Annotated in this window: 20 protein-coding genes and 1 pseudogene; 6 read left to right on the top strand and 15 right to left on the bottom strand. The window is 68.3% G+C overall.

Translation table 11 applies throughout. From position 1 onward, the window contains the following. Nucleotides 1-266: 266 nt before the first annotated feature. The 3 genes from ACTWP8_RS07360 to ACTWP8_RS07350 form a co-directional block, all read right to left on the bottom strand. Complete coding sequence (locus tag ACTWP8_RS07360) at nt 267-629, bottom strand: DUF317 domain-containing protein (RefSeq protein ID WP_443321325.1); 363 nt, start codon at nt 627-629, stop codon at nt 267-269. A gap of 231 nt (nt 630-860) precedes the next feature. Further along, on the bottom strand, nt 861-1,169 hold the full coding sequence (locus ACTWP8_RS07355) for a hypothetical protein (RefSeq protein ID WP_443321324.1): 309 nt from the start codon (nt 1,167-1,169) through the stop codon (nt 861-863). A gap of 193 nt (nt 1,170-1,362) precedes the next feature. Next, nucleotides 1,363-1,740 carry a VOC family protein gene (locus tag ACTWP8_RS07350; protein WP_443321323.1) on the bottom strand — a complete coding sequence of 126 codons (378 nt, stop codon included), beginning with the start codon at nt 1,738-1,740 and terminating at the stop codon, nt 1,363-1,365. A gap of 870 nt (nt 1,741-2,610) precedes the next feature. Here ACTWP8_RS07350 and ACTWP8_RS07345 point away from each other — a divergent pair. The 3 genes from ACTWP8_RS07345 to ACTWP8_RS07335 are packed head-to-tail and all read left to right on the top strand — an operon-like array spanning nt 2,611 to nt 5,436. Beyond that, nucleotides 2,611-3,162, top strand: a complete 552-nt coding sequence (locus tag ACTWP8_RS07345) for a LuxR C-terminal-related transcriptional regulator (protein WP_443321322.1) — start codon at nt 2,611-2,613, stop codon at nt 3,160-3,162. A gap of 51 nt (nt 3,163-3,213) precedes the next feature. Beyond that, on the top strand, nt 3,214-4,245 hold the full coding sequence (locus tag ACTWP8_RS07340; protein ID WP_443321321.1) for a hypothetical protein: 1,032 nt from the start codon (nt 3,214-3,216) through the stop codon (nt 4,243-4,245). Between the two features lie 9 nt (nt 4,246-4,254). Beyond that, nucleotides 4,255-5,436 (top strand): hypothetical protein, encoded by a 1,182-nt coding sequence (locus ACTWP8_RS07335; RefSeq protein WP_443321320.1) that lies wholly within the window; start codon nt 4,255-4,257, stop codon nt 5,434-5,436. Between the two features lie 9 nt (nt 5,437-5,445). On the opposite strand, the gene ACTWP8_RS07330 is transcribed toward ACTWP8_RS07335, so the two are convergent. From ACTWP8_RS07330 to ACTWP8_RS07275, 12 genes are all read right to left on the bottom strand, one after another. Continuing rightward, nucleotides 5,446-6,948: an amino acid adenylation domain-containing protein gene (locus tag ACTWP8_RS07330; RefSeq protein WP_443321319.1), complete on the bottom strand. Its 1,503-nt coding sequence runs from the start codon at nt 6,946-6,948 to the stop codon at nt 5,446-5,448. Then, nucleotides 6,939-7,844 (bottom strand): hypothetical protein, encoded by a 906-nt coding sequence (locus ACTWP8_RS07325; RefSeq protein ID WP_443321318.1) that lies wholly within the window; start codon nt 7,842-7,844, stop codon nt 6,939-6,941. Before ACTWP8_RS07325 ends, ACTWP8_RS07330 begins: the two co-directional genes overlap by 10 nt. A 3-nt stretch (nt 7,845-7,847) precedes the next feature. Further along, nucleotides 7,848-8,897, bottom strand: a complete 1,050-nt coding sequence (locus tag ACTWP8_RS07320; RefSeq protein WP_443321317.1) for an acyl-CoA dehydrogenase family protein — start codon at nt 8,895-8,897, stop codon at nt 7,848-7,850. 85 nt (nt 8,898-8,982) lie between these two features. Beyond that, entirely contained in the window at nt 8,983-10,164 is a 1,182-nt protein-coding gene (locus tag ACTWP8_RS07315; RefSeq protein WP_443321458.1) for an acyl-CoA dehydrogenase family protein, read from the bottom strand. Between the two features lie 2 nt (nt 10,165-10,166). Then, nucleotides 10,167-10,412, bottom strand: a complete 246-nt coding sequence (locus ACTWP8_RS07310; RefSeq protein WP_443321316.1) for a phosphopantetheine-binding protein — start codon at nt 10,410-10,412, stop codon at nt 10,167-10,169. Further along, nucleotides 10,412-11,695: a type III PLP-dependent enzyme gene (locus ACTWP8_RS07305; RefSeq protein ID WP_443321315.1), complete on the bottom strand. Its 1,284-nt coding sequence runs from the start codon at nt 11,693-11,695 to the stop codon at nt 10,412-10,414. The genes ACTWP8_RS07310 and ACTWP8_RS07305 overlap by 1 nt, the downstream gene beginning before the upstream one ends. Continuing rightward, entirely contained in the window at nt 11,692-13,188 is a 1,497-nt protein-coding gene (locus ACTWP8_RS07300; protein ID WP_443321314.1) for a class I adenylate-forming enzyme family protein, read from the bottom strand. Before ACTWP8_RS07300 ends, ACTWP8_RS07305 begins: the two co-directional genes overlap by 4 nt. 87 nt (nt 13,189-13,275) lie before the next feature. Beyond that, the gene (locus ACTWP8_RS07295) at nt 13,276-14,283 is read right to left on the bottom strand and encodes a hypothetical protein (RefSeq protein ID WP_443321313.1); all 1,008 of its coding nucleotides are present in this window, start codon (nt 14,281-14,283) and stop codon (nt 13,276-13,278) included. A 37-nt stretch (nt 14,284-14,320) separates the two neighbouring features. Beyond that, the gene (locus tag ACTWP8_RS07290) at nt 14,321-16,111 is read right to left on the bottom strand and encodes a gamma-glutamyltransferase family protein (RefSeq protein ID WP_443321312.1); all 1,791 of its coding nucleotides are present in this window, start codon (nt 16,109-16,111) and stop codon (nt 14,321-14,323) included. Then, entirely contained in the window at nt 16,108-16,926 is an 819-nt protein-coding gene (locus ACTWP8_RS07285; RefSeq protein ID WP_443321311.1) for a PhzF family phenazine biosynthesis protein, read from the bottom strand. The genes ACTWP8_RS07290 and ACTWP8_RS07285 overlap by 4 nt, the downstream gene beginning before the upstream one ends. Nucleotides 16,927-16,948: 22 nt before the next feature. After that, entirely contained in the window at nt 16,949-17,824 is an 876-nt protein-coding gene (locus tag ACTWP8_RS07280; RefSeq protein WP_443321457.1) for an LLM class flavin-dependent oxidoreductase, read from the bottom strand. Nucleotides 17,825-17,863: 39 nt separating this feature from the next. Next, nucleotides 17,864-18,667, bottom strand: a complete 804-nt coding sequence (locus tag ACTWP8_RS07275) for a phytanoyl-CoA dioxygenase family protein (RefSeq protein ID WP_443321310.1) — start codon at nt 18,665-18,667, stop codon at nt 17,864-17,866. A gap of 214 nt (nt 18,668-18,881) precedes the next feature. Here ACTWP8_RS07275 and ACTWP8_RS07270 point away from each other — a divergent pair, with 214 nt between their 5' ends. The 3 genes and pseudogenes from ACTWP8_RS07270 to ACTWP8_RS07260 all read left to right on the top strand — a co-directional run bounded on the left by ACTWP8_RS07270 (nt 18,882) and on the right by ACTWP8_RS07260 (nt 21,145). Next, nucleotides 18,882-19,523: a 4'-phosphopantetheinyl transferase family protein gene (locus tag ACTWP8_RS07270; protein ID WP_443321309.1), complete on the top strand. Its 642-nt coding sequence runs from the start codon at nt 18,882-18,884 to the stop codon at nt 19,521-19,523. After that, nucleotides 19,489-20,029 (top strand): annotated as a pseudogene (locus tag ACTWP8_RS07265) (IS21 family transposase); the annotation flags it as partial. The gene ACTWP8_RS07270 and the pseudogene ACTWP8_RS07265, both read left to right, overlap by 35 nt. Nucleotides 20,030-20,356: 327 nt before the next feature. Then, nucleotides 20,357-21,145, top strand: coding sequence for an AfsR/SARP family transcriptional regulator (locus ACTWP8_RS07260; RefSeq protein ID WP_443321308.1), 789 nt, complete (start codon nt 20,357-20,359; stop codon nt 21,143-21,145). Nucleotides 21,146-21,196: the final 51 nt, after the last annotated feature.

The raw sequence follows: 21,196 nt of genomic DNA, 5'->3' as shown, positions 1-21,196 counted from the left end.
ATGGACCTTGGTCAAGGTCGTCTCTGCGCCATCGAGCAGTTCGGTTTCAGCCGCCGAGGCCGCCGCACCGGGATCCCCGAGTGAGTGCGGTGCGGAAGCCTGCGCCCTTGCACCTACCGCTCAAATCGCGAGCCAAACAGGACGAAGTGAGCGAGGGCGAAGTGCGGGTTGATGGCCAGTCGCAGGACTGCGGCAGTCGATGAACTCGCCGACGAGACAGTCAAGATAAACGGGTTTGGCAACACGCTCCTTCGCCGGATGGCCGGTCATGAGGGGCGGACGGGGCGGGGGGTGGCCAGCACCGCGGCCACCGTTGCGGCAACGACTTCGGCCGGGGTCTCGGTATCGAACGACACGTGGTAGCCAAGGACCTTCTCCGTGCCGGTGACCGCCAGCTTCCAACCCTCGCCATCCGTGCCGGGACGGCCGTCCGGAAACCAGCCGAGATAGAAGCGGCCGTCGCGGGAGTTGATGTGGACATCAGCCCGGTCATCGATCACGATCTTGAAGTCCTCGTCACGGAACTGGTCCAGAACCTTGGTCGGCTGGCCAGCACCGAGCCGCCAGTCCCTGAGCCGCAGCGCCTCCACCGTGGTGGACAAACCAGGCTGGGCGAGGTCCACAGTCATAGGCAATCCCTTCTGTGACCTGCGGTTTTCCGAGTAGGCGTTTAACTTTGGCATGCCCCTGCGGGATATCACCAGTCCGTTGGACGTCTTCGGCGTCTGCCGCAGGCGAACTTGGTAGCCACTGAGGGGCTTTGGCGCCCGCACTCTCGACAACCGGCGCAACTACTCCGGCAAGCACAAGGCCCACGGGCTGCTCTTCCTCGCCCTCACCGACGAGAGGAGGAACCTGATCTAGATCTCGCAGGCCCGTCCGGGGTCTCCTCGGAGATCACCGCCGCCCGGCACGACAGGCTGTGCGCCAAGCTGCGCGAGGGCGGGCTCGGGGCCCTGGCCGACCTTGGGTTCGTCGGGCTGGACGACGACTCCGACGATCAGCCGGTGATCCTCACGGGGCGCAAAGCAGCGCGAGGCAAGTGCCTGACCGACGCCCCAGAGGGAGGCCGACCGGCTGCTGAGCAGCGAGCGGGCGCCGGTCGAGAACGACTTCGCGAACCGGAAGATCTGGAGGATCTGACGAAGGTCCGCATGAACGCCCGTCACGCCACCCTGCTGCTACGGGCCTTGCTGGTGCTGACGAACACCGAGATCTCCCAGGTGACCGACGATCATCGGCACGACCGGCGGGAGCATCCCACCCGACGCTCACACCAGACCCGTTACCTGCGACTTCAGGATGCAAAATCTTCATTGAGGTTGCGGTTCTACGCCGACAGTGAGGGCTGCGACCGGGGTGTCACTGGCGGACCAGGCAGAAGGGGTGCCCCGCCGGGTCTGCATAGACCCTCCAGGGCCGTCCCTCAGCGCCATCGTCGAGTAGTGTCGCCCCCGCAGCCAGCGCGTCCTTCTGCGCTTGGTCCAGATCCGCGACGCCGAAGTCCAGATGGAACTGCTGGGGCCGGGCAGGATCCGGCCAATGCGGTGGCTGGTGCTCCGTAGCCCGCTGGAAGGCGAGCACGAGACCGGAGGGCGTGTGCAGCGTTGCCCAGCCGTCATGGAGCGCCCACCGCTGATCGGGATGGTTGACATCGCCGCCGAGTAGCGATTGGTAAAACTCAGCCAGTGTCTGTGGATCTGGACAATCCAGTACCACACACTGTGGGTCAGCGATCATGTTCAGATCCCTCTTCGGTCGGAGCACGGGGTTAGAGGAAGGCTGTGATCATGTCCGAGCAATCCCTGTTCGGGGCATCGTTCAAGGTCAGGACTTAAGGAACAAGCTCAGGACTTGAGTCCGGTTCGGCGATCTCAGTCGGGTCGACCGGGCGTGCCTCGCGTCGGAAGACGACGCAGGCCTTGACGATCCGGAAGGCGTGGACGGTGTCGGTCAGTGTGGCCTCGGGTGGTCGCTGTCCCTGACCACTTCGACGAACGAGGCCATCTCTTCGGCATAGGCAGCCGCGAAGCTGTCCAGGAAGCTTCAGGCCGAGGGCCCCAGGCCCAGGTCGACGCCACGCTAGGTCGACCCGATGCCTCCGAAAGCGGCGACGTATGCGCGCGAGGCGGCTGCGCGTCGTTGGTGTTCGCCCGGGATCGTGTGGTCGAAGCCGAGCTCGCCGAAACCGGCGGCTTCTCGTGCACGCCTGAGCTCGAGTTTGTGAGCGACCTGCGCGGCACGATCCGGGGCGGCGTCGTACAAGCAGAACCTCGTCCACGCCGCCGAGCGCCCTTAGCGTGCTCGCGTGCAGGGAGCCCATCCGGCCGAGGCCGGCCACGCTTATTCGCATATCCGCCTCCAGCCCGGTGCCGGTGTCACATTCGTCGGCCGGACTCCACCATGGCCTGATACGTCCGCCATACAGGTTGCTGCCGTTATTGCCGTTGACATAGTGGCTGGAGTGTCGAGAGGATTCCATTCTTGAGATTCACGGGGGCGATTCTCTTGGGGGCGAGGTCACAAGTCCGCGTCCTCGTCGCCGACCACCGTTCGATGGTGTGCGAGGGCCTTGCGGCGGTCGTAGCTCGCGAGCCTGACATGAGAGTTGTGCACCAGAGCACCACGGACAACGAGTTGACGAGGGCCCTGGACGACGGGGACGTTGCGGTGGCGGTGATCGGGCACGAGCCACTGGAGCTGGACGGAGTGCGCGCCGCCCAGCGTCTTCGAGGTCGGGCGGCTGTGATCCTTTTAGTGGACGAGTCCGCGTCGCCGGAGAGCTATCTTCGGGCGATCCAGGGCGGGGTGCGCGGAGTCCTGCCCATGGAGGACGCGCGGGAGCAGCTCGCGGCCGCTATTCGCAGCGTTGTCAGCGGCGCGAGCGTGATTGGCATGTCGCTTCTGCGCCGGGTGGCCGAGCTGGTGGACCTCCCGGACAAGGAGCTCAGTGCGCACATCATCTCGACGCTGTCGGCGCGTGAGCTGCAGGTCTTTGAGCTGGTGGGGTTGGGGCTGTCCAACAGCGAGGTGGCGCATGCGCTCTCGATCAGTGTGATGACCGTCAAGTCGCACATGAGCAGCGTGAGCCGCAAGCTGACGCTGCGCGACCGGGCCCAAGCCATCGTCATGGCGCACCGCTCCGGGATCGTCGGGGAGTGACCGCGGGGCGGCACGTATCTGGGTTGTATCGCGGCGCCGGACGCTGGGGCCATGGGTGAAGTCGTCCCGGGGGAATGGCGAATTTGTACGGCGCCGACGTTGCCAGCGGATTTCGCGGCGCAGTGGCGCGGGCGCGGTCCATCGACGAACATCGTCGTCGACGATCTCCCCGACCGCGACACGGCCCGGGTCCTTGCCGGGCGCGGGGTCGAGCCCTTGCTGCTCCCGATCACCGACAGCTGCACCAACGACGCTGACGACTCCGCGGGCCGCGGCGAAGGCTGCCCCGGAGCAGTCAGTGTCATTCAACGACTGGCCACGGAGGCCTTGGGGGCGCCGTCCGGCAGCCGGGAGCAGTTGTCCTGGTTCCGGTGGATCACCGGGCACCAGGTGGGCTTCATCCTGTGGCAGCTGATCGCCGAGCTGTTGGCAGACCCTGAGCACACGGAGCCGAACACTCAAGAGACGATGGCCGACTACGTCAATGCCTACAGCGGGATGCTGCTCTACGCGGGGTCGTGCCCGCGGGACGTCTACCACCGGCTGATCCGGCCTGGCATGCGGGCCTGGCACGAGGCGTTCAGCGGCTCGTGGGCACCCGACTACAAGCTCGTGCGGAAGCTGATGCGCAACCGGCACGGCTCGCGGCTCGACGCGCCCCTCCGGGACGCCGTCGAACTGCAGCAGGAGGTGCACGACCACGTTGCGCGCCGGCTGGTTCCGGATGGTACGTCGTTGCTCCAGGCGGCTCATTACCAGACGACCGAGCAGCGACCACTGCTCTACATGCTGTACGACAGCTTCTTCAGCACCCTGCGTGCCCCGGTTCAGCGCTCCCAGGTGTTGGCCCAGCTGATGCGGCGGCTGGCCAAGATCATTCTAGACGTCCGGGCCAACCCGCTACCCCGTCCCGATATGGCCGGGCTGTCCCCCGAGGTGGGTGCGCCGATCAGCGCGCTGGGAGCGGGACTGGTGGGCGTGTGCGTCCGCGCAGCAGTGGCAGCTGGGTCTCCGGCCAGCGGCCTGGCCGTGGTCGCCGAGGAGTCGCGGGTGAAGGCTGTGGGACCGGCCGGCCGGGGCTGACGGCGCGCCATGGAGTCGGTCACGCACGAGATGTGGACGCCCTTTCTCGCTGGCCTGCGCGCGACGTCCCTTGATTGCCTGCAGACCTCCATTGCCCTGCTCGCAGACCAGGCCTACGAGCCGGACATCCACGCCCGCATGGGCTGGCGTCTGTCCTTTCCCACCCGCGCCGCCGACGGGGGCACCCGCATCGACACCTCGGCGGCGACCCGCCTCGAGCACGCGGCGCACGTGCTCGGTCTGCGGGTGGGGGAGTTCCAGGCCGGACCAGCCCTATGGGTGCGGGACGCAATGCGCCGCGACCGGCCGAGCCTGGTCATCGCCGACGGCAACGGCCTGCCCTGGCTGCCGTACTACGGACGGCGCCATGTAGAGCACAGCTTCGTCGTTCAGGCCGAGCAGGACGGCGCAGTTCTGGTCGTCGACGGTTACCACATCGACACCCCGTGGGGGTCGGTGCGGCCGGGGATCTGGCGCCTCAGTGCCAAGGAGTGGGATTCGCTGGCCGGGACGTACCAGGTCGTCGATGTCGAGCCTGGCCGGCTACCCGCCGTCGACCTCGCCGCCTGGGGCGCTGAGGCGGTCCGAGCCGCCGTGGACGCGTCGGCCTGCATCGAGGAGTACGTCGCCGAGCGCGCCCGGGAGCGGTCCTCGGCGTCGGTGTTGGAGTCGGTGGGGCTCGACATCTGGATCCTCGGTCGTGAGCGCGAGCTGCATGCCGCATGGTGGTCCCGCCATGGCCTGGGTCCCGAGGCGGCGTCCCGAGCCGACGCTTGGCAGCGTCTGGTTACGCAGAGCTTTCTCGCGACCCGGCGACGGGAGCGGGGAACCGTGCCCGACGTCGGCCTGTTCGACCAGATGCATGCAGAGCTCCTCGCCGACGTCGACGTCCTTGTGGGGTCGGCGAGGACAAACGTGTCGCAGGCCGACCGACCGGGTTCGCAGGTGGCCCTTCGAGAGCTGGTCGCTGAGGTGGTGCAGCAGGTGCTCGGCCTTACCGAAGCACCCGACCCACGATGTCCGTTGCGCTCCCTGCCGCGGTATGACTCGTTCCGTCTTGTCGAGGTGGTCGGCTGTGTCGAGGAGAGGCTGAACCGGCCGATCGCGTCGGACGTGACCGGTGAGGAGCTCCAGAATGTCGACGGACTCGTTGCCGCCTTCTCCCGGACGGCCGCAGGCCCCGCGTCCTGATCCGACCCGTCACCTCGTGGGTGTGCCCGCCTGTCGGCGCAGGGTGGCTCGGTCCAACTTCCCGTGGGGTCCCGTGGGGAGGGTGTGCACCGCGTGGAACCGGGTGGGGACCATGAAGGGGGGCAGCCGGTTGCGCGCACCCTGCTCCACGGTGTGCTCGTCGATGTCCGCCGCGCAGTAGAACGCATGCAGTCGCGGGCCGGCCGGCGTCGGCACTGCCACCACCGCCACCTCCCGGACGCCCGCCAGCTCTGAGATGACGGCCTCTACCTCGCTCGGCTCCACCCGGTAGCCGTTGATCTTCACCTGGTTGTCGAGCCTGCCGACGTGCACGAGCTCCTCACCGAGGCGCCGAACTCGGTCCCCGGTGCGGTACCACTCGTCGGGTAGTGCGGCCGATGCCCGCTGCAAGTCCGCCGCTCCGGCGCCGGGATCCTCTGAGTCGGGCAGGTAGCCCTCGAATCGCTGCGCCCCGCGAACGCATAGCTCACCCTCGTCGGCCTCGTGGCCGTCGTCGTCGACGACGATCGCCTCCAGATGTGGGTACGGCCTGCCGATGGGGACCGTCAGGTTGCTCGTAGTCGGCCAGGCGCGTGGGTCCGCGGGAAGGCGGTAGCGCGTGCAGGTGATGGTGAGCTCGGTTGGTCCGTAGAGGTTCTCAACGACCGACTGCGGCGCCGCGGCGGCCCAGGCTCGCGCCTGGGCCAGGGCGAGTTGCTCGCCGGCAAATAGGCTCCACCTCAGGTCGGGCATGCTGCCGGGGACCAGGGCACGGAGCCGGGTGGCCAGGGTCAGCACGGACGGCGTCGAGAACCAGTGCGTGAGCCGGTTGCGGTTCACGAAGCGGACCGGGGTCAGCATGTCCTGAGGTTGCGCGACCACCATGGTCCCACCGGCAGCCCAGGTCACGAACATATCGTGCACCGACGGGTCGAAGGTCAGCTCGAAGGTGTGGGAGACCCGGCTTCCGGGCTCCACACCGAGCTGTGCGCGGCAGTGGGCGATGTAGGGGACCAGATTCCGGTTGCGGATCGGTACGCCTTTGGGGCGGCCGGTGCTGCCGGAGGTGAACAGCACGTAGGCGACTCGCTCGGCGAGGGCGTCGCCCACGTCAGGCATAGTCTCCGTCGGTGGTTCCCCGGCCTGGTGCGGCTGGAAGAGGGGCGTGCCCCGCTCGTCGGCGACGAGTACCCCGGTGACCCCTGCCGTGCGGCACATGAGATCGGTCCGTGCCTTCGGCATAGCGGGGCTCAGGGGGACGACCGTCGCGCCGGCGCGCAGGATGGCGAGATAGCCCACGTAGCTGGCGGCGGTCCGCTCGCACAGCAGCCCGATCCGGGCCCCTGGCATGACAGTGGTGGGCAAGGCATGCGCGCAGGCGTCCACCTGGTCCGAGAGTTCCCCGTACGTCAACTGCTCCCCGGCCACCTCGAGGGCGGTCAGGTCGGCGTGCCGCCGAACGGTGCGGTCGAAGAAGTCGACGAGCGACTCGGGTCGGCTGCTCAGCGACATTGCCTCAGCGCCTCCTCGCTTTCACGGATGGACCGGAGGACGGTCAGCACCGTGGACACCCGGGCTCCGCCGCGACGCCGCGAGGTCTCGATGGCGACGTAGGTGGCCCGGGGCAGCGCGGCCCAGCTAGCGATCACCTGGGACACGGCGTCATGGCAACAGGCCCCGGCGGCGTCCGCGTTCCGGAGTGCATATACCCGGTGTCGCGCTGCGGCCCAGAGGTCATCGTGGATGTTTTGGATGCACGACGGGTCATGGGCGACCTGGTCGGCGAGGAACGTCAGGACGTCGTCGAGCTCCACAAGCCAGCCGTCGGGGTCCGACGCCGCGGCGACCTGGTGGCCTGCCGACCGCTCCAGCCACACGGCGGGCTTGTCGGGTATTGCGGCACGGTGGCCGAAGGCCATGGCTGCCCGCCGCCGTTGGGCCGGCGGCCACGCGTGAGTGAAGAGAGCGGCGCACAGCTCGGCCTCCGTCATGGAACCCCGGTAGGGCGGGTGCGCGCCGTCGATCAGGGCTGCGTCGAACGGGTCGTGGACTTGCCAGTGGGCACTGCTGCGGCCGTCGACCACGAGCCAGTGCGGCGTCGCGCCTCCAGACCACCGGGGTGACCATGCGAGGCGGGCCAGGTCGACCTGGACGACGACACGACCATGGCGGTCCAGGGCGGACAGCAGGCCGTCCAGGGCGTCATCCCGGGTTGCGGCGCCGGCGTACCGGAGTACGGTCCCGTCCGGAAGGCGATCCACCGAGGGCTGGTGGTGGGAGAAGGCAAGCCGGTCCGGGCCCTTGGTACCGACGGCGAGCCGGATGCCGGGGACCAGTATTGGGTCGGCATCCCACTCGTCGGAGAGGTAGCGGTGGAGGGCCGTGGTGTAGCAGCTCAGCTCGCACATGGCCTAGCTGTCTCCCGGTCCGTTCGCATACATGAGGCTGGCTGCTGCCGTCGGGTCGGCACCGCGCAGCAGCTCCGGGACGTGCTGGGCCAGTCCGTGGCGCAGGACTCCCGTCGCGCCGCCGGCGATGCCGAACATGCTCGCCTGGCTTCGCAGCCGGGCCAACCCTTGGTCCGCCAGCGCGTCGCCTCCTCGGAGCATGAGGCACTCGGCCAAGGTCGCATCGAGCGTCTCGGCGGCCACCGACTTCAGCAGCATCCCGGCTGTGGTGCTGCTCAGGTCCGCCAGCGGGGCCTGACACAACGCATCGAGCTGGCGCCACGCGACCACACGGGCTGTGAATCGGTCCTGGATGACGGCGTTGTCCCACAGTGTTCCCGTGCCGGTGGAACGCGTTCGCAGGTGTTCCAGCGATTCCCGGAGTACGCGCTGGCACAGTGACCTGACCCAGAACGCGCCGGCCAGCCGTTCCCAGGACACGGCCGAGACGAAGTCTGACAATGCCCGGCCCCGACGTGACACCTCGCGCTCCTCCACTAGCACGTCGTCGAACTCCAGGTAACCCAGGCCTGCGGCCGGGTAGAGGTCGCGGCCCACACCGCGGGCGTTGGTGCCGGATTTTGGCAGCGACAGCAGCGCCCAGCACAGACTGGTGAAGTGTCGCGCATCGCGGTGGCGGGCCAGCACGATGACATGGTCGGCGTGCGTGGCATTCGTGATCCACGCCTTGCGGCCTCGCAGTACGGTCTTGTGCTCCGAGGATTTCAAAGTGGTAGCCGTGTCGAGCAGGGCCGAGCCGGAGATGTCTTCTTCGGTGACGGCCACAGCCACGATGCTCTGTCCGCGCCGCGCGTCCTGGAGCACCTCGCTTGCCATGGTGTTGTCGGCGGCGGACATCATCCTTAGCAGGGGCAGGGCGAGCGCCACCTGGACGACCGCGGTCAGCGCCAAGTCGAGCGGCAGCGCACGGTCGAGGCCGGCGACCAGGCCGGCTAGGGTCGACACCTGCGGTGATGACGGGGAACGGCCGGGTGGCCACACCTGGTCCAGCACGCCGCACTTCCCGAGTCGCTGCCACACCTCACGGGCGTCACAGGCTCCGGCCACGGTCGCCGCTGTCGTGTCAGGCACGTCGCGATTACGCAAGCCGCACCTCCGCATCCATCAGGCTCAGCGCGCCGCAGGACTGTCGGAGCCGTTCGTTGGCGTAGTTGAGGGAGGCGGACCGCAGGTCGCGGAAGGCACGTTCGAGCTGGAGCGGCGAATCGCTCAGGTATCCGTGGCGTAGGCCCATGAGCTCGACGAGGTCGTGGACCACGGCGAAGCATCGCTCGGCCGCCTCCGCCTTGAGCGCGTTGAGGAGCAGCTGAACCGGGGTGCTCGTGGGGTCGGGCGAGGAGGCCAGCACCAAGACCGCGTGATGGAGCAGGGCATGGACGCCCTCGAGGGTGCACCGCATGCTGCCCAGCCGGCTCTTGAGGAGGTCGGACCCAGGGTCTACGTGTGCACGGGACTTGGGCCGGCGGATGTGGGTGATGACCCGGGACAGGGCGCCAACAGCGGTACCTAGCCAGGCGGCCGCCCAGACCACGTGCCCGACCGGTGCCAGTTGCTTCACGGCGATGTCGCGAAACCGGCCTGGCTCGCCCAGTCGGTTGCTTGCCGGTACGCGGCCGGCAAGGCGCATCGGCACGCTCTCGGTGGCCCGCATCCCCATCGGGTCCCAGGTACCGACGACCACGACGTCGAGCAGGTCGCGCGGGGCGTAGTAGAGGTCGACGTCGGTGGTGCGCTCCGATCCGCTGGAGCGAACGGTGATCAGATAGGCGTCGGCATGGCAGCCCCCGGTGACGATGGGTGCCTCACGGTCGATCACGATCCCGTTCTGCGTCTCGTGCGTCAGCGAGTTGGAGGACAGCAGGTGACCGCCGGACCCGGGCTCGGTGGTCACCGAGCCGAGATAGACCTCGCCCGAGGCGAGCCGGGGGAGAATCTCGGAGCGGAGCGTCGGCGTGGCGTGCCGCTCCAGCACCAGAGCCTGCTGGCAGTGCATCCCGAAGACCAGGGCGCAGGACATGTCTACGCGGCCGATCTCCATCGTTACGTCCACCACATGCTGTAGCGAGCCGCCGAGACCGCCGGATTGCCGTGGCACCACCAGCCCCAGCAGGCCCGAATCGCGCATCGCGGCGAGCGCCTCGACCGGGAAGCTGGCGGCGCGGTCGTGCCGGGCTGCGTGCTCGGCGGCAATTCGGCAGGTGTGGGTTACCCGCTCAGTGTGGTTGGAGACCTCACCGTTCCATGTACCGACCCCGTTCATACTCACGAGAGGGCCTCCGGCAGCAGAGAGCTGACGGCGTCCCAGAGCGAACCGGCAGTGTAGAACGTCTGGTTGACCAGCAGTCTGTCGGGGACGGTCACGCCATAGGTGTCCTCAATGGCGAAGAGGAGTTCCACGGAGCGCATTGAGTCCAGGCCGAGGTCTCGCAGCACGGAGGTCTCACTGATGGCGGCTGGGCCGGCATAGGGGAGGTACTGAGCGAGCAAGTCCCGGAAGTTGTCGTTCATTACGTCACCTCCATGTTGGCGAGGGTCACCGCCGGGTCGAGCGTTTCCCGCGTCATCGCCAGCCGGGTCGTGCTGACAACGCGACCGCCATCGGTGACGATCTCCAACGGCTGTGGATGGCTGAGGAACCCCACCAGGCTGGCGGTTAGTCCGTAGGCTCCGGTGTTGGGAATCCGGAGGATGTCGCCGGGACGGAGTCGGCCCACGTCCGCCTCCCGCGCCAGGCAGTCCAGCGGAGAGCACAGCGGTCCGGTCACCAGCGAGCCGGGGCCTGGCTCCCGCTCTGCTGGCCCGTCGAAGTGCGGGACAATCCATGGAATTCGCCGCAGCCCAGACATCCCGCCCAGGTGGTTGATCCCGGATTCGAGCACGACTACCGGCGTGCCCTGGGACTCCTTGACGTCGAGCACCTGGCTGAGCAGAGTGCCGCAGGTGCTGACGAGATAGCGCCCCGACTCGAAGACCACTTCCGGCCGGCCATCGCGCCAGGTGGGGATAGCGTCGTCCAGCAGATCGGCGACCGCTTTGGCCAGGTTGGGCATGGACGGCAGGGTGCCTTCCTGGGCGAACGGGGCACCGAATCCCCCGCCGAGGTCGAGCCGTTCGAGGGGCAGCCCGAGGACGTCGTAGAGGTGCCGCGCGCTGGCGATGGCGACCTCGAACTGTCGGATGAGGTCCGCTTCGGCAGTGAAGTTTGAGCCGAGGAAGAGATGCAAGCCGTGTATGCCGTCTCGGAAGCAGTCGGGGTTACCCTCGATCCATTCCGCGTCGGCCCCCAGCGACGTGGGGCCTCCCGCCATGGCCAGGCCCCGGCCAGCCAGGGGAGTGGCGGCGTGGACGCGGAGCAGGCTATGAAGCGGGATCGAGGTGGCCTCGGCGGCCCGCCGCACCTGATCCAGGCCGCGGGGCGAGTCGACGGAGAACCAGCGAACACCGGCGCGGGCCGCGGCCACGACGTCGTCGTCGCGCTTACCCGGACCGGAGTACAGGATCCGGTGGGGGGCGACGTCGGCCTGGAGCGCCGCGTGGAGCTCGCCGCGCGAGCTGATCTCCGCCGAGCAGCCCAGCCGGGCCAGCTCACGCACCAGCGCCGGGTGCGGATTTGCCTTCAGTGAGTAGAACAGCGTGCTCGGGTGGGGGAGGGCGGCGACGAGTTGTTCGTGGGCCGCGCGGACCGCTTCAAGTTCGTAGACGTAGGCCGGCGTCGGTAGTGCGGTCAGTCCAGACTGGCCGGTCAGGTCGAGCTGCTGTCCTGGGTGCAGGGCGTGCTCCGAGGCGGTCATGCGTTGACCGTTTCGGCCAGCTCGGCATCGGCAACCTTGCCGTTGGGCGAGAGGGGGAGCTGGGGCACGACCACGCACTCCCCGGGAATCTTGATGGCGTCCATGTGTGTCGCCATGGTGCGCAGAACCTCGGCCGGTTCGACGTGTCCGGTCACGACCAGGACCGCGCGCGGGCGTCCGAGGCGTGGAACCAGCACGTGTGCCGCCTCCACGCCCGCGACCGCGGTTGCGGCGTTCACGACCTCGACGGCGCTGACCCGGACGTCGCGCTCCTTGTAGAGGTCGTCCCGGCGGCCCGCGAAGATCAGGTAACCGTCGTCGTCCACACTGCCGTAGTCACCGGAGCGGAGCGCGGGTGAGATGCCATCCAGGCACACGAAGGTACGTGCGGTCAGGCTGGGTTGGCGCCAGTAGCCGACCATGACGTGCGGCCCACGGATGACGATCTCCCCGATGTGGCCGTGCGGCACTTCCTCACCCTCATCGTCCAGGATCCGGATCTCAGTGCCTGGAAGCGCGCGTCCGCACCTGCCCGGGCGGCGAAGGTCCTCGTCCGGGGGCATGATCGCGGCCCGCTTACACTCGGTCAGTCCGTACATCAGCTGCACCCGAAGATGCGGGAGCTGCTGACGCAACGTGGTGAGGGTCTGGTCGGGGATCGTCCCTCCGGTGTTGGTCAGGAGCCGGAGCCGCTCGAGTCGCCGGCGGCGGTGGGCTAGGAGCCGAGCGAGGTTCTGGGCGATTGAGGGCACCGCGGGCAGAACGGTTGCGCCGGACTCTGCGAGGTCGCCGACCAGGGGAGGGCCCGCGGACGCCTTCGCGGCCAGCACCACCTGGGCACCGGCAGCGGCCGCCAGGAACAGCTGGTATAGCCCGTAGTCGAACGACAGTGGCAAGGCGCAGAACACTACGTCGTCAGCGCGGTATTGCAGTTGTGACGCGATGGCCTGGACGGCGAAGCACATCTGCTGGTGGGTGCTGACGACGGCCCGAGGCAGCGAGGTCGTTCCCGAGGTGTAGATGAAGCAGGCAGGGTCGACTGAGGTGGGCAGGCGGGGTACCGCAGCCGGGGCTTGGCCGGGGGTGGCGGACGGGACGAGAGCCTCGATCCCGTGAGCTGGGGCCACGCCGAGGTCCTCCGCGATCACCCGCACGTCGTCCCGGTCCGTCACGACCAAGGAGGGCTCGCAATCCCCCATCACATGCCGCACGGTGGCCGCCGAGGACTGCGGGTGGAGCACAACGAACACCGCCCCGGCCCGTGAACAGCCGTACAGGAGAGCGGGCAACCCGACGTCGACCTTGGCCACGATGAGGACGCGGCTCCCGACTGAGAGCCCCGCCTCGCCCAACCGGTGCGCCACGTGACGGCTCAGCTCGTCGAGCTCCGCATACGTCGCCGAGCTGCGATCGTCCCTCACGGCGACGGCCCTGGGGTGCAACTCGGCGGCGCGGTCCAAGAGCTGGTGAAGCAACTGGGACGGCGAGGTCATGCGCCTATTGACGCCGCCAGCGCTACAAGCCCGATACACGGTGCCGTCCTGGGCGGATGCGGGTGCCGAGGGTCCGATCGTGCGCACTCAGGGCACGGTGATGCGTCCGGCAGCCTTGAGGACGCGCAACGCTTCGACAGTGACCCACTCATTCGGCTGCCCCGGGTGGGCAGGTCCCCAGCCCACCCAGTCGTGCAAGGACACGCCGGGTGTCGTCCCCCGATAGCGACGACCGTGCGCGGGCCAGTAGTCCGATTCCAGCCGATGCCGTTCCAGCACGTCGAGTGCGCGTTGGGCCCGATTGTCGCGGGCCAGGTCCAAGTCGGCCAGGACGCGCAGCCCCGCTAGCAGGTCGTAGTGCCAGTAGGCGGGGAAGCGCAGCTTCATCCAGGCAGGCCGAACCACCATGCCGGTCTTTCGCCGGTAGATCAGGCCGCGGTCGAGCAGTGTCCCGGCCGCCCGGCGCGCCGCGGTGTGTGCAGCGCTACTCCCACGGCCCGTAGCGGCGGCCAGGCCGCGCGCCGGCAACCACGTCTCGTGCACCGAAGAAGTGGAAGCCTCGAGCCGCATGTCGCAGTTCCAGCCGGCGTCGGGCCACTGCCACCGCCGCAGCAAGTCTGCGATCTGCGCGCACCGCTCGTCCGCGAGACCGAGACGGGTGACCGCGTAGAGGGTGCCGCCGTGGACCGAGGCATGCACCCGGTGACGGCCACCGAGCACCGGGAGCGCGGCTCCCGCGTCGGAGCGCTTCGCCCCGGGGCGATCCCCGAGGTCACACTCCTGCCAGTACCGGTCGTGCAGGCGTGCTTTGAGAAGCTGGTCGACCATCGGCTGCAGCCTCGTGTCACCGGGTGGATACCCCAGGTCGGCCAGCGCCAGGGTGGCCCAGTGCGCTCCCTGCCAGTTGGCGTACGAGCCGCCCTTGACGGTGCCCGGTCCCTCGCGCAGCGCGGTCGCCCGGGGTGAGGCCCGCACGAGGTCGGCCAGACGTCGCATGGTCCGCGAATCGAGATCCTCCTCCAGCAGGTCGCGGCGCACCTTCCACTGCACGCACACGTCGTCGGCGCTGAGGAGCTGGTCGATCACCCTGGGCATCTTGCGAGCATGGCGGCCGATCCGTCCGCAGGCAACCTCAGCCACCCGTGGCGTGGGCCTGCTGGCCATTCGGACTGGCGGCGGCCAACACCTCGCCCCGCGCGGGGATCACGCTGGCGCACACCTTGCCCAGGCTCTGTGCGGGTACGGTCCGGATCCGATGCCCAGCGGCCACGAGGATCGCGCGGGTCTTTTCGGGGAGGCTGTCCTCCACCACGACGAGCCCCGGGTCCACCCGCCGTGGCGCGAACGACGTCGGGACATGCTCGGTATGCAACTTCGGTACCTCGACGGCCTGCTGGAGCGGACGGCCGAAGTCGAGGTGGGCGAGGAACACCTGCAACGTCCACTGATCCTGCTGGTCACCGCCCGGCGTCCCGAGAGCCAGGTACCCGTGACCGTCGCGCTCCACGATGGTCGGGCTGAGCGTCGTCCGGGGTCGCTTGCCGGGGGACAACGCGTTGGGATGGGCCTCGTCGAGCCACGCCATCTGGCCACGCGTCCCCAGGGAGAAGCCGAGGCCTGGAATGACCGGCGAGCTCTTGAGCCACCCGCCACTGGGCGTTGCGGCGACCAGCATCCCGTCGGCGTCTGCGGTTGTGATGCAGCAGGTGTCGCCCCCGGTGGCGGTGGCTTGGACTGCGACTGGTACTCCCTCGGCCAACTGGACCAGCCATGGTGGCTCGGTGGGCTCCAGCGTGCGGATGGGGATCTGCGGCAGCCGCGGGTTCAGGCCGGCCGGGCGGCCGGGTCGTTGCTCGACGGACGCAGGGCCGTCCAGGAGGCGGCTGCGCGATCGGTTGTAGTCGGCGGCCAGGAGATCGGGCAGAGGGACGTTCACGAACGCAGGGTCGGCGTACCACGCTTCCCGGTCCGCGAACGCCAACTTCGCTGCCTCCACGAGGTAGTGGAGGTAGTCCGGCCCCAAGAACTCCAACTCGGAGAGCCGTCGGTGTCCGAGCAGGGCCAGCTGCTGCAGGAACACCGGTCCTTGCGACCAGGTCGATGCCTTGTGCACCAAGTGGTCGCGATACACCAGCGACTCGGTGGCTTCGATCGTCGGGCTCCAACGAGCAAGGTCGTCGGCGGTGAGGAAGCCGACGTGGTGCTCCCCGGTGCAGTCAAGTGTGGGGCGTTGGCATGCCGCGTCGATCGCGCTGGCGACGAACCCGGAGTAGAACGCGGCAGCCGCTCGCTGCAGTTGGGCGCTGCGGGTAGACGCGCCCTCGGCTTCGGCCAGGAGTCGGCGGAAGGTGTCGCCTAGGTCGGGGTTCATGACCCGTTGCCCGGCCCGTGGGGCCTGCCCTCCGCGGGTCAGGTGGGTCCGACCCGACTCCGTCCAGTGGTCGCGGAAGACCGGTGCCACCGCCTCGATCATCCGCGCTGCCCCGGGCAGCAGTGGATGGCCTGACTCGGCGTAGTAGATGGCGGGTTCGAGCACGGTACGCAGTGGGAGCGAGCCGAACTCTCTGAGCAGCGTGATCCAGGCCCCGAAGGCGCCGGGAACCGTGGCCGCCAGAAGGCCGGACGCCGGGACGTGGTCCAGACCTAGCGCACGCATTCGGGCTATGGAGGCGCGCTGCGGCATGGGTCCTTGGCCGCACACGCTCCAGGTCTTCTGCTCGGACGGGTCGTGGACAAGGATGGTCACGTCGCCGCCGAGCCCGTTGAGGTGCGGCTCGACGACGTTCAGGACGAAGGCTCCGGCGACCGCCGCGTCCGCGGCGTTCCCGCCCTGCTGGTACATCGCGGTCCCGGCGTTCGCCGCGAGCCAGTGCGTGGCCGAGGCGACGCCGACGCTGCCCCAGATCTCCTGGCGTGCGGTCATCGACTCTGACTTTCCGAAGCCTGCTCGTCCATGATCCAGACTCGTCCCTTCACCGTAGTGGTCATGCCCTGGTCGTTGGCCGTCGTGGTGACCACGAAGCACGCGTCCTGGCCGGCGTCGGCGACCTGCCGGACGCAGATTTCGGTGTCCACCACGTCGGGATGGGTCCGGGCGAGGTGCTCACCAATCGCGGCTGCCACGGGGGCGCACGCGGCATCCACGTCGATCGCGTACCCGGGGGCGAAGACGCGGGCCGTAGCGGTGCGACGCTGCGCGTCCCAGTGGAACAGCGTCAGGTCGTCAAGCTCGTGCGCTCGCATCGCGGCGAGATCGGGTGCGTCCACCTCGAGCGGCGGCGCGCTGACATCGAGGAGAGAGAAGCCGGCCCCCGGGCCGCCGTGGATCGCCTGCGCGGACCGGTACGGGTGCCCGTGTGGGAGGACCGCCGCTAACTGTCTTCGGTCCACGTCCCGTGCCCGTGTCGTAACCCGGAAGTCGATAGCGACGTCCTGGCCGTCGGTCCACACGGTCGTCGCGCTGCCCGAGGGCAGGCGTTGCTGCTGCCGCCCGGGGTCCAGCTGGCCGCGCGCGACCAGGAGCGCCGCCGTCCCCGCGGCCGAATGGCCTCCATACGGTGACTCACGCCAGGGGTTGAACACCCGTACCACGTACTCGTGGGGCCGCACGTCGATGACGAAGCTGGACTCGTCGGTACCGTGCCGACGCGCCTCGTGCCGCATCCATGCGGCGGAGCGGGCGCCGGCATGGGGGATGACGGTCAGGAGGCTGCCGCGGCCAGGAAGGACACCGAACATATCGACCACCGCGGTGGCGCTTTCACGTCCCCATGCCGGTGAGGTGGTTCCGGGCAAAGTCGACGAGCACCTCCTCATCGCCTTCGTACGGTGCATCCAATCTTGGCCAGTGCACAACCAGGTCGGTGATGCCGAGCTCGGCGAAGGCGTGGCTGGCCTCGACGTAGCTTGGCGTTGAAGCGGTGATTCCGCCCACGGACACGTCGGCGACCAGTAGCTTGCGCAAGGAGGCCGGATCGCGTCCGCCTCGCTCACACGCCTCGTCGACCTGCTTGATCTGAGCCGCGATCTCGGGAAGCCGCTCTGGCCAGGGCCTGAGGGTGAAGTCGTTGGGGGGACCGGTGGTGACCCAGATGTCGGCGAAGGCAGCCGCGAGCGCCATGCCACGTCGCCCGCTGGCCGCAAGCGCGATCGGCAGGCGGCCCCGGCTGTGGAGGCTGGGCCGAATGACGACATCCTTGGCCACATACCAGGTTCCGTCGAAGTCGACGCGGTCCTGGGTCAGCAGCGCGTCCAGCAGTTCCACAAACTCCGCGAACCGGTCAGCGCGTTGGCCCAAAGTCAGCTCGGGCTGTCCAAGGATGGAGGCGTCGAAGCCGGGTGCCCCGGCCCCCACACCGCACACGATGCGTCCTTCGGAGATGGAGTCCAGCGTCGCCAGGTCACGGGCGAGGGCTACGGGATGCCGGAAGTTGGGCGAGCCGACCAGGGCGCCGATCGTGATGCGGGAGGTGACACTTGCCGCGGCCGCCATCGTGGGTGTTGAGGTGTGCCAGGCGCGGTCGGCAAACCACCGCCACTTCAGGTGGTCGTAGGTCCAGGCATGGTCGTAGCCGAGCTCTTCGACCAGCGTCCACTGCGAGCGCGCCCGGGGCCACGCGTGCTCCGGGACCAGCATCACCCCGTGACGCAGTCGCATTCGACGTCTCACCCGACCTCAGTGGGAGGCGCTGCTCAAGAAGGTCGACTCCGACGGGGAGATCGCCATGTTGTGGCGAGGCGCCAGCCACTCCGGTCGGGGCTCGGGAACCGGTCGCAGCGCGTTGTCCACGGCGTTGTAGCGCACGAAGAGCACGGTCCGGTCGCGGGGAGAGAGGTTCGGGGGCGAGCAGTGCAGCAACCCGCTGTGGAATATCACCGCGGTCCCGCGAGGCGCCTTCACCGAGACCAGCTTGCTCTCATCGATCAGCTGCGACAGCGACTCATCGGAGATCTTGTACTTGTCGCCGCTGCGCGCGCTCCCCTCCCAGCCGTCGCCCTGCTGCGCGGTGACCTGCTCGAGGTCCCACGTGTGGGAGCCGGCGACGATATACAGCGGGCCGTTGAACTCCGTGACGTCGTCCAGGTGGATGGCGATGCTCACTGCATTGGGCGTCGGCATCCCGTCCTCGCGGCACCAATACATGAAGTCCTGATGCCACTCCCAGGCGGCGCTGCGGAAGGCCATCTTTGGGCTCACCTGCGTCTGGTACAGGTACACCTTCGACCGCAGCACCTGCTGCGCGGGCGTCGCCACTCGCGGGTCGCGGGTCAGCCGCTCGAGGACTTCGCTCGACGTTTCGAGCCCGTAGATCGCACGGACCAGGTTGGACTCCACCTCGAGCAAACGCTGCGGGTGGTCGAGCTGCTTCAGCCGCAGGATCTCCGCATCCATAGCGGCGAGCTCCTCCGGAGAGAACAGATCCGGGAGCATCACGTAGCCGTGCTTGTCGAACGCGTCGATCTGATCCTGAGTCAGCATCCACTCTCCCTCCGCAGGCTGTCGGCAGATCACACAGCTGTCGTCGTTCGGTAGCTCGACTCCTGCACGACCTCTCGCACCCTCCCGGCGTTGCCTATATCCGCCATACATCTCGCCTCGGCGTCCCGACGAGCACGTTGACGGCGGCGTGGAGCTGGACGAGCATCGTGCGGTGGCGACGCTCTTCAATGGCCTCTCGAACCCTCGGATCACGGTGACGCAGACAGCAGAGGACGTCGCCGAGACGGCTCACCCGGAGGAGGAGACACACCTGGCCGGCGCCCCTCGAGCCCGACTGGTCGAGTTCCGTACGGCGCGGTGGTGTGCTCGGCACTCCTTGCGGTTGCTCGGGGCACAGGCAGGCGCGATACTCCCCGGCAAGCACGGTGAGCCACAGTGGCCACCGGGGTTCGTGGGGAGCCTCACGCACTGCACGGGGCTGCGCGCGGCCGCCGTGGCCTCGAGCAAGGACGTCGTCGCGTTGGGGATCGACGCCGAGGAGGCGCGTGCGCTGCCGCCGGGAGTCGAGGGCTTCATCGCCGATGAGTCCGAGCGCAAGCACCTGCGCCACCTCGAGCAGGAGAGCCTCACGGTGTCGTGGGGCATGGTGCTGTTCTGCTGCAAAGAGGCGATCTTCAAGCTTTGGCACCCCGCCACCGGCGCCTGGCTCAGCTTCCGGGACGTTCGCGTCACGTTACGCCATGACCAGCGGTTCGACGTGCGCCTGCTCAGCACCGTGCCCCTGGTACTGAATGGCGACCGGACCCTGCATCTGGAAGGGCAGTGGTTCCAGACCCCCACCCACGTGGGCGCCCTGCTCGCTGTCGCCGCCGCTGCACGCTCCATGGCGAGCTGATCCAGAGGCCGTGCCATGCCAAGTCCAGCGTGGCCTTGCGGCTTGCGCGGGACGTCGACATCACGAACAGCATCGTCACCGTGCCCGCGCGATCGACGCGTACTTGCCGAAGACCGAGGAGCTGGTGGTCTGCTCTCAGGGCGGGATCCGGCGGACGCGGTGCACCAGAGGATCGTGGCGATCGGTTTCACCAGCGCCGAACGCACCATCCGCCGCACGGCGGCTGAGGCGAATGCCCAGTTCAAGGCGGGTAAGCGCCGGGTGTATCGGCCGTGACCGAGCCAGGGGCGTGGCTGCAGTACGACTTCGGCCAAGGTCCGTTGATCCATGGCTGCAGGACCATCCTGTAGTGCGAGGGGGTGGCCTGGTCCGCTTCCGCATTCACGCCGATTTGGGACAAGGCGCTCCCGACGATCACTACGTGTCTGGACGCGACGTTCCGACGGATCGACAGGGTGCCCGCCTACGTCCTGACGGACAACGAGAACACCGTCACCACCGACCACGCTGACGAGAACGCCGCTTCGCCCATATCGGTTCCGTCGATGACCAAGAGCCGCTCCGAGACGGCCCCACGATCGGGACGCCACCTACATGCGTCATACGGGCCGCATGAGTCACCCGAGGAGGGGGTGCGGACTCCACCTCTCGAGGGAGACGACAGCGCCAACTGTTAACCCCAGGGGATGAGGCAACTTGCACCTAGCAGTGTGGCGGCAGGACCTCATTTACCACCCGCGTGCAATTTCGCGCCTCACGCCCCGGCGCTAGGTTCGTGATGCATCGCTACGCGTCCTCTCAAACACAACCTCAAGGCGAGAAGGGGTGCATCGATGCGCTACTCAGTACTGGGTTACTTGGAGGTCAACAACCAGAACGGAACACCGGTGGCAATCCAGGGCAAGCGGTCCCGGGCATTGATGGCCATCCTTGTGCTACACGCCAACCGCGTGGTCCCGTTGGAGCAGATCCTGGACGGAATCTGGCCCGATAACCCGCCCAAGTCGGCGGTCGCGAACGTGCGGACTTACGTGTGCCAGCTGAGGTCGCTCCTCGACGATGGTGCCGGAAAGTACCAGCTGGAGAGCCTGATGGGCGGGTATCGCCTCAGCACTGCGCCAGAGTCCGTGGACTTCCACCGCTTCGGATCCTTGGTCGAGCAGGGTGAGCGGCAGTGGTCGTGCGGCTCGGCGGTGGCGGCGGCGGACCTGTTAGGGCAGGCCCTCAGCTTGTGGCGCGGCGATCCTCTGCCCGACATCGAGCTCGGACCGCGCGAGCGGGCGAAGACGATCGCACTGGAAGAGCAGCGGTGGCAGACATACGCCGCGTGGGTCAACGCCCGCTTCGTGGCCGGTCAACGGCAGGGTCTCTCAAACAATTTGCTAGAGGCATTGGGGGAGCGGCCGCTCGACGAGAGCCTGTGGGCTGCGCTGATAGGCGTACTGCACGCCTCCGGGCGCACCGTCGACGCCCTGAAGGCCTACTCCCGCGTGCGGAAGCTCCTCAACCGGGAGCTCGGCACAGAGCCTGGGCCATTGCTACGAGCCGTCCACACCACGGCGCTGCGGGGCGAGCCGGTGACATCGTTGGCCCCTTACCCGGAACTGCGCGGGGCAAGCTGATGGATGTCCTCGGCTCTTGGTAAGACATGCTGGCAAACCTGAACTTCACCT

It is taken from the genome of Streptomyces sp. 7N604 (assembly GCF_052245475.1).
Taxonomy (GTDB): Bacteria; Actinomycetota; Actinomycetes; order Streptomycetales; family Streptomycetaceae; genus Streptomyces.
The sequence above is the reverse complement of the archived record's forward strand: the minus strand, read 5'-3'. Positions and strand labels throughout refer to the sequence as shown.

Bases quoted from the DNA above. Each gene is read 5' to 3' on its own strand.
- ACTWP8_RS07360 (WP_443321325.1), bottom strand. From the start codon at position 629: ATGACTGTGGACCTCGCCCAGCCTGGTTTGTCCACCACGGTGGAGGCG.
- ACTWP8_RS07350 (WP_443321323.1), bottom strand. From the start codon at position 1,740: ATGATCGCTGACCCACAGTGTGTGGTACTGGATTGTCCAGATCCACAG.
- ACTWP8_RS07340 (WP_443321321.1), top strand. From the start codon at position 3,214: ATGGGTGAAGTCGTCCCGGGGGAATGGCGAATTTGTACGGCGCCGACG.
- ACTWP8_RS07335 (WP_443321320.1), top strand. From the start codon at position 4,255: ATGGAGTCGGTCACGCACGAGATGTGGACGCCCTTTCTCGCTGGCCTG.
- ACTWP8_RS07330 (WP_443321319.1), bottom strand. From the start codon at position 6,948: ATGTCGCTGAGCAGCCGACCCGAGTCGCTCGTCGACTTCTTCGACCGC.
- ACTWP8_RS07325 (WP_443321318.1), bottom strand. From the start codon at position 7,844: ATGTGCGAGCTGAGCTGCTACACCACGGCCCTCCACCGCTACCTCTCC.
- ACTWP8_RS07315 (WP_443321458.1), bottom strand. From the start codon at position 10,164: ATGAACGGGGTCGGTACATGGAACGGTGAGGTCTCCAACCACACTGAG.
- ACTWP8_RS07310 (WP_443321316.1), bottom strand. From the start codon at position 10,412: ATGAACGACAACTTCCGGGACTTGCTCGCTCAGTACCTCCCCTATGCC.
- ACTWP8_RS07305 (WP_443321315.1), bottom strand. From the start codon at position 11,695: ATGACCGCCTCGGAGCACGCCCTGCACCCAGGACAGCAGCTCGACCTG.
- ACTWP8_RS07300 (WP_443321314.1), bottom strand. From the start codon at position 13,188: ATGACCTCGCCGTCCCAGTTGCTTCACCAGCTCTTGGACCGCGCCGCC.
- ACTWP8_RS07295 (WP_443321313.1), bottom strand. From the start codon at position 14,283: ATGCCCAGGGTGATCGACCAGCTCCTCAGCGCCGACGACGTGTGCGTG.
- ACTWP8_RS07290 (WP_443321312.1), bottom strand. From the start codon at position 16,111: ATGACCGCACGCCAGGAGATCTGGGGCAGCGTCGGCGTCGCCTCGGCC.
- ACTWP8_RS07285 (WP_443321311.1), bottom strand. From the start codon at position 16,926: ATGTTCGGTGTCCTTCCTGGCCGCGGCAGCCTCCTGACCGTCATCCCC.
- ACTWP8_RS07280 (WP_443321457.1), bottom strand. From the start codon at position 17,824: ATGCTGGTCCCGGAGCACGCGTGGCCCCGGGCGCGCTCGCAGTGGACG.
- ACTWP8_RS07275 (WP_443321310.1), bottom strand. From the start codon at position 18,667: ATGCTGACTCAGGATCAGATCGACGCGTTCGACAAGCACGGCTACGTG.
- ACTWP8_RS07260 (WP_443321308.1), top strand. From the start codon at position 20,357: ATGCGCTACTCAGTACTGGGTTACTTGGAGGTCAACAACCAGAACGGA.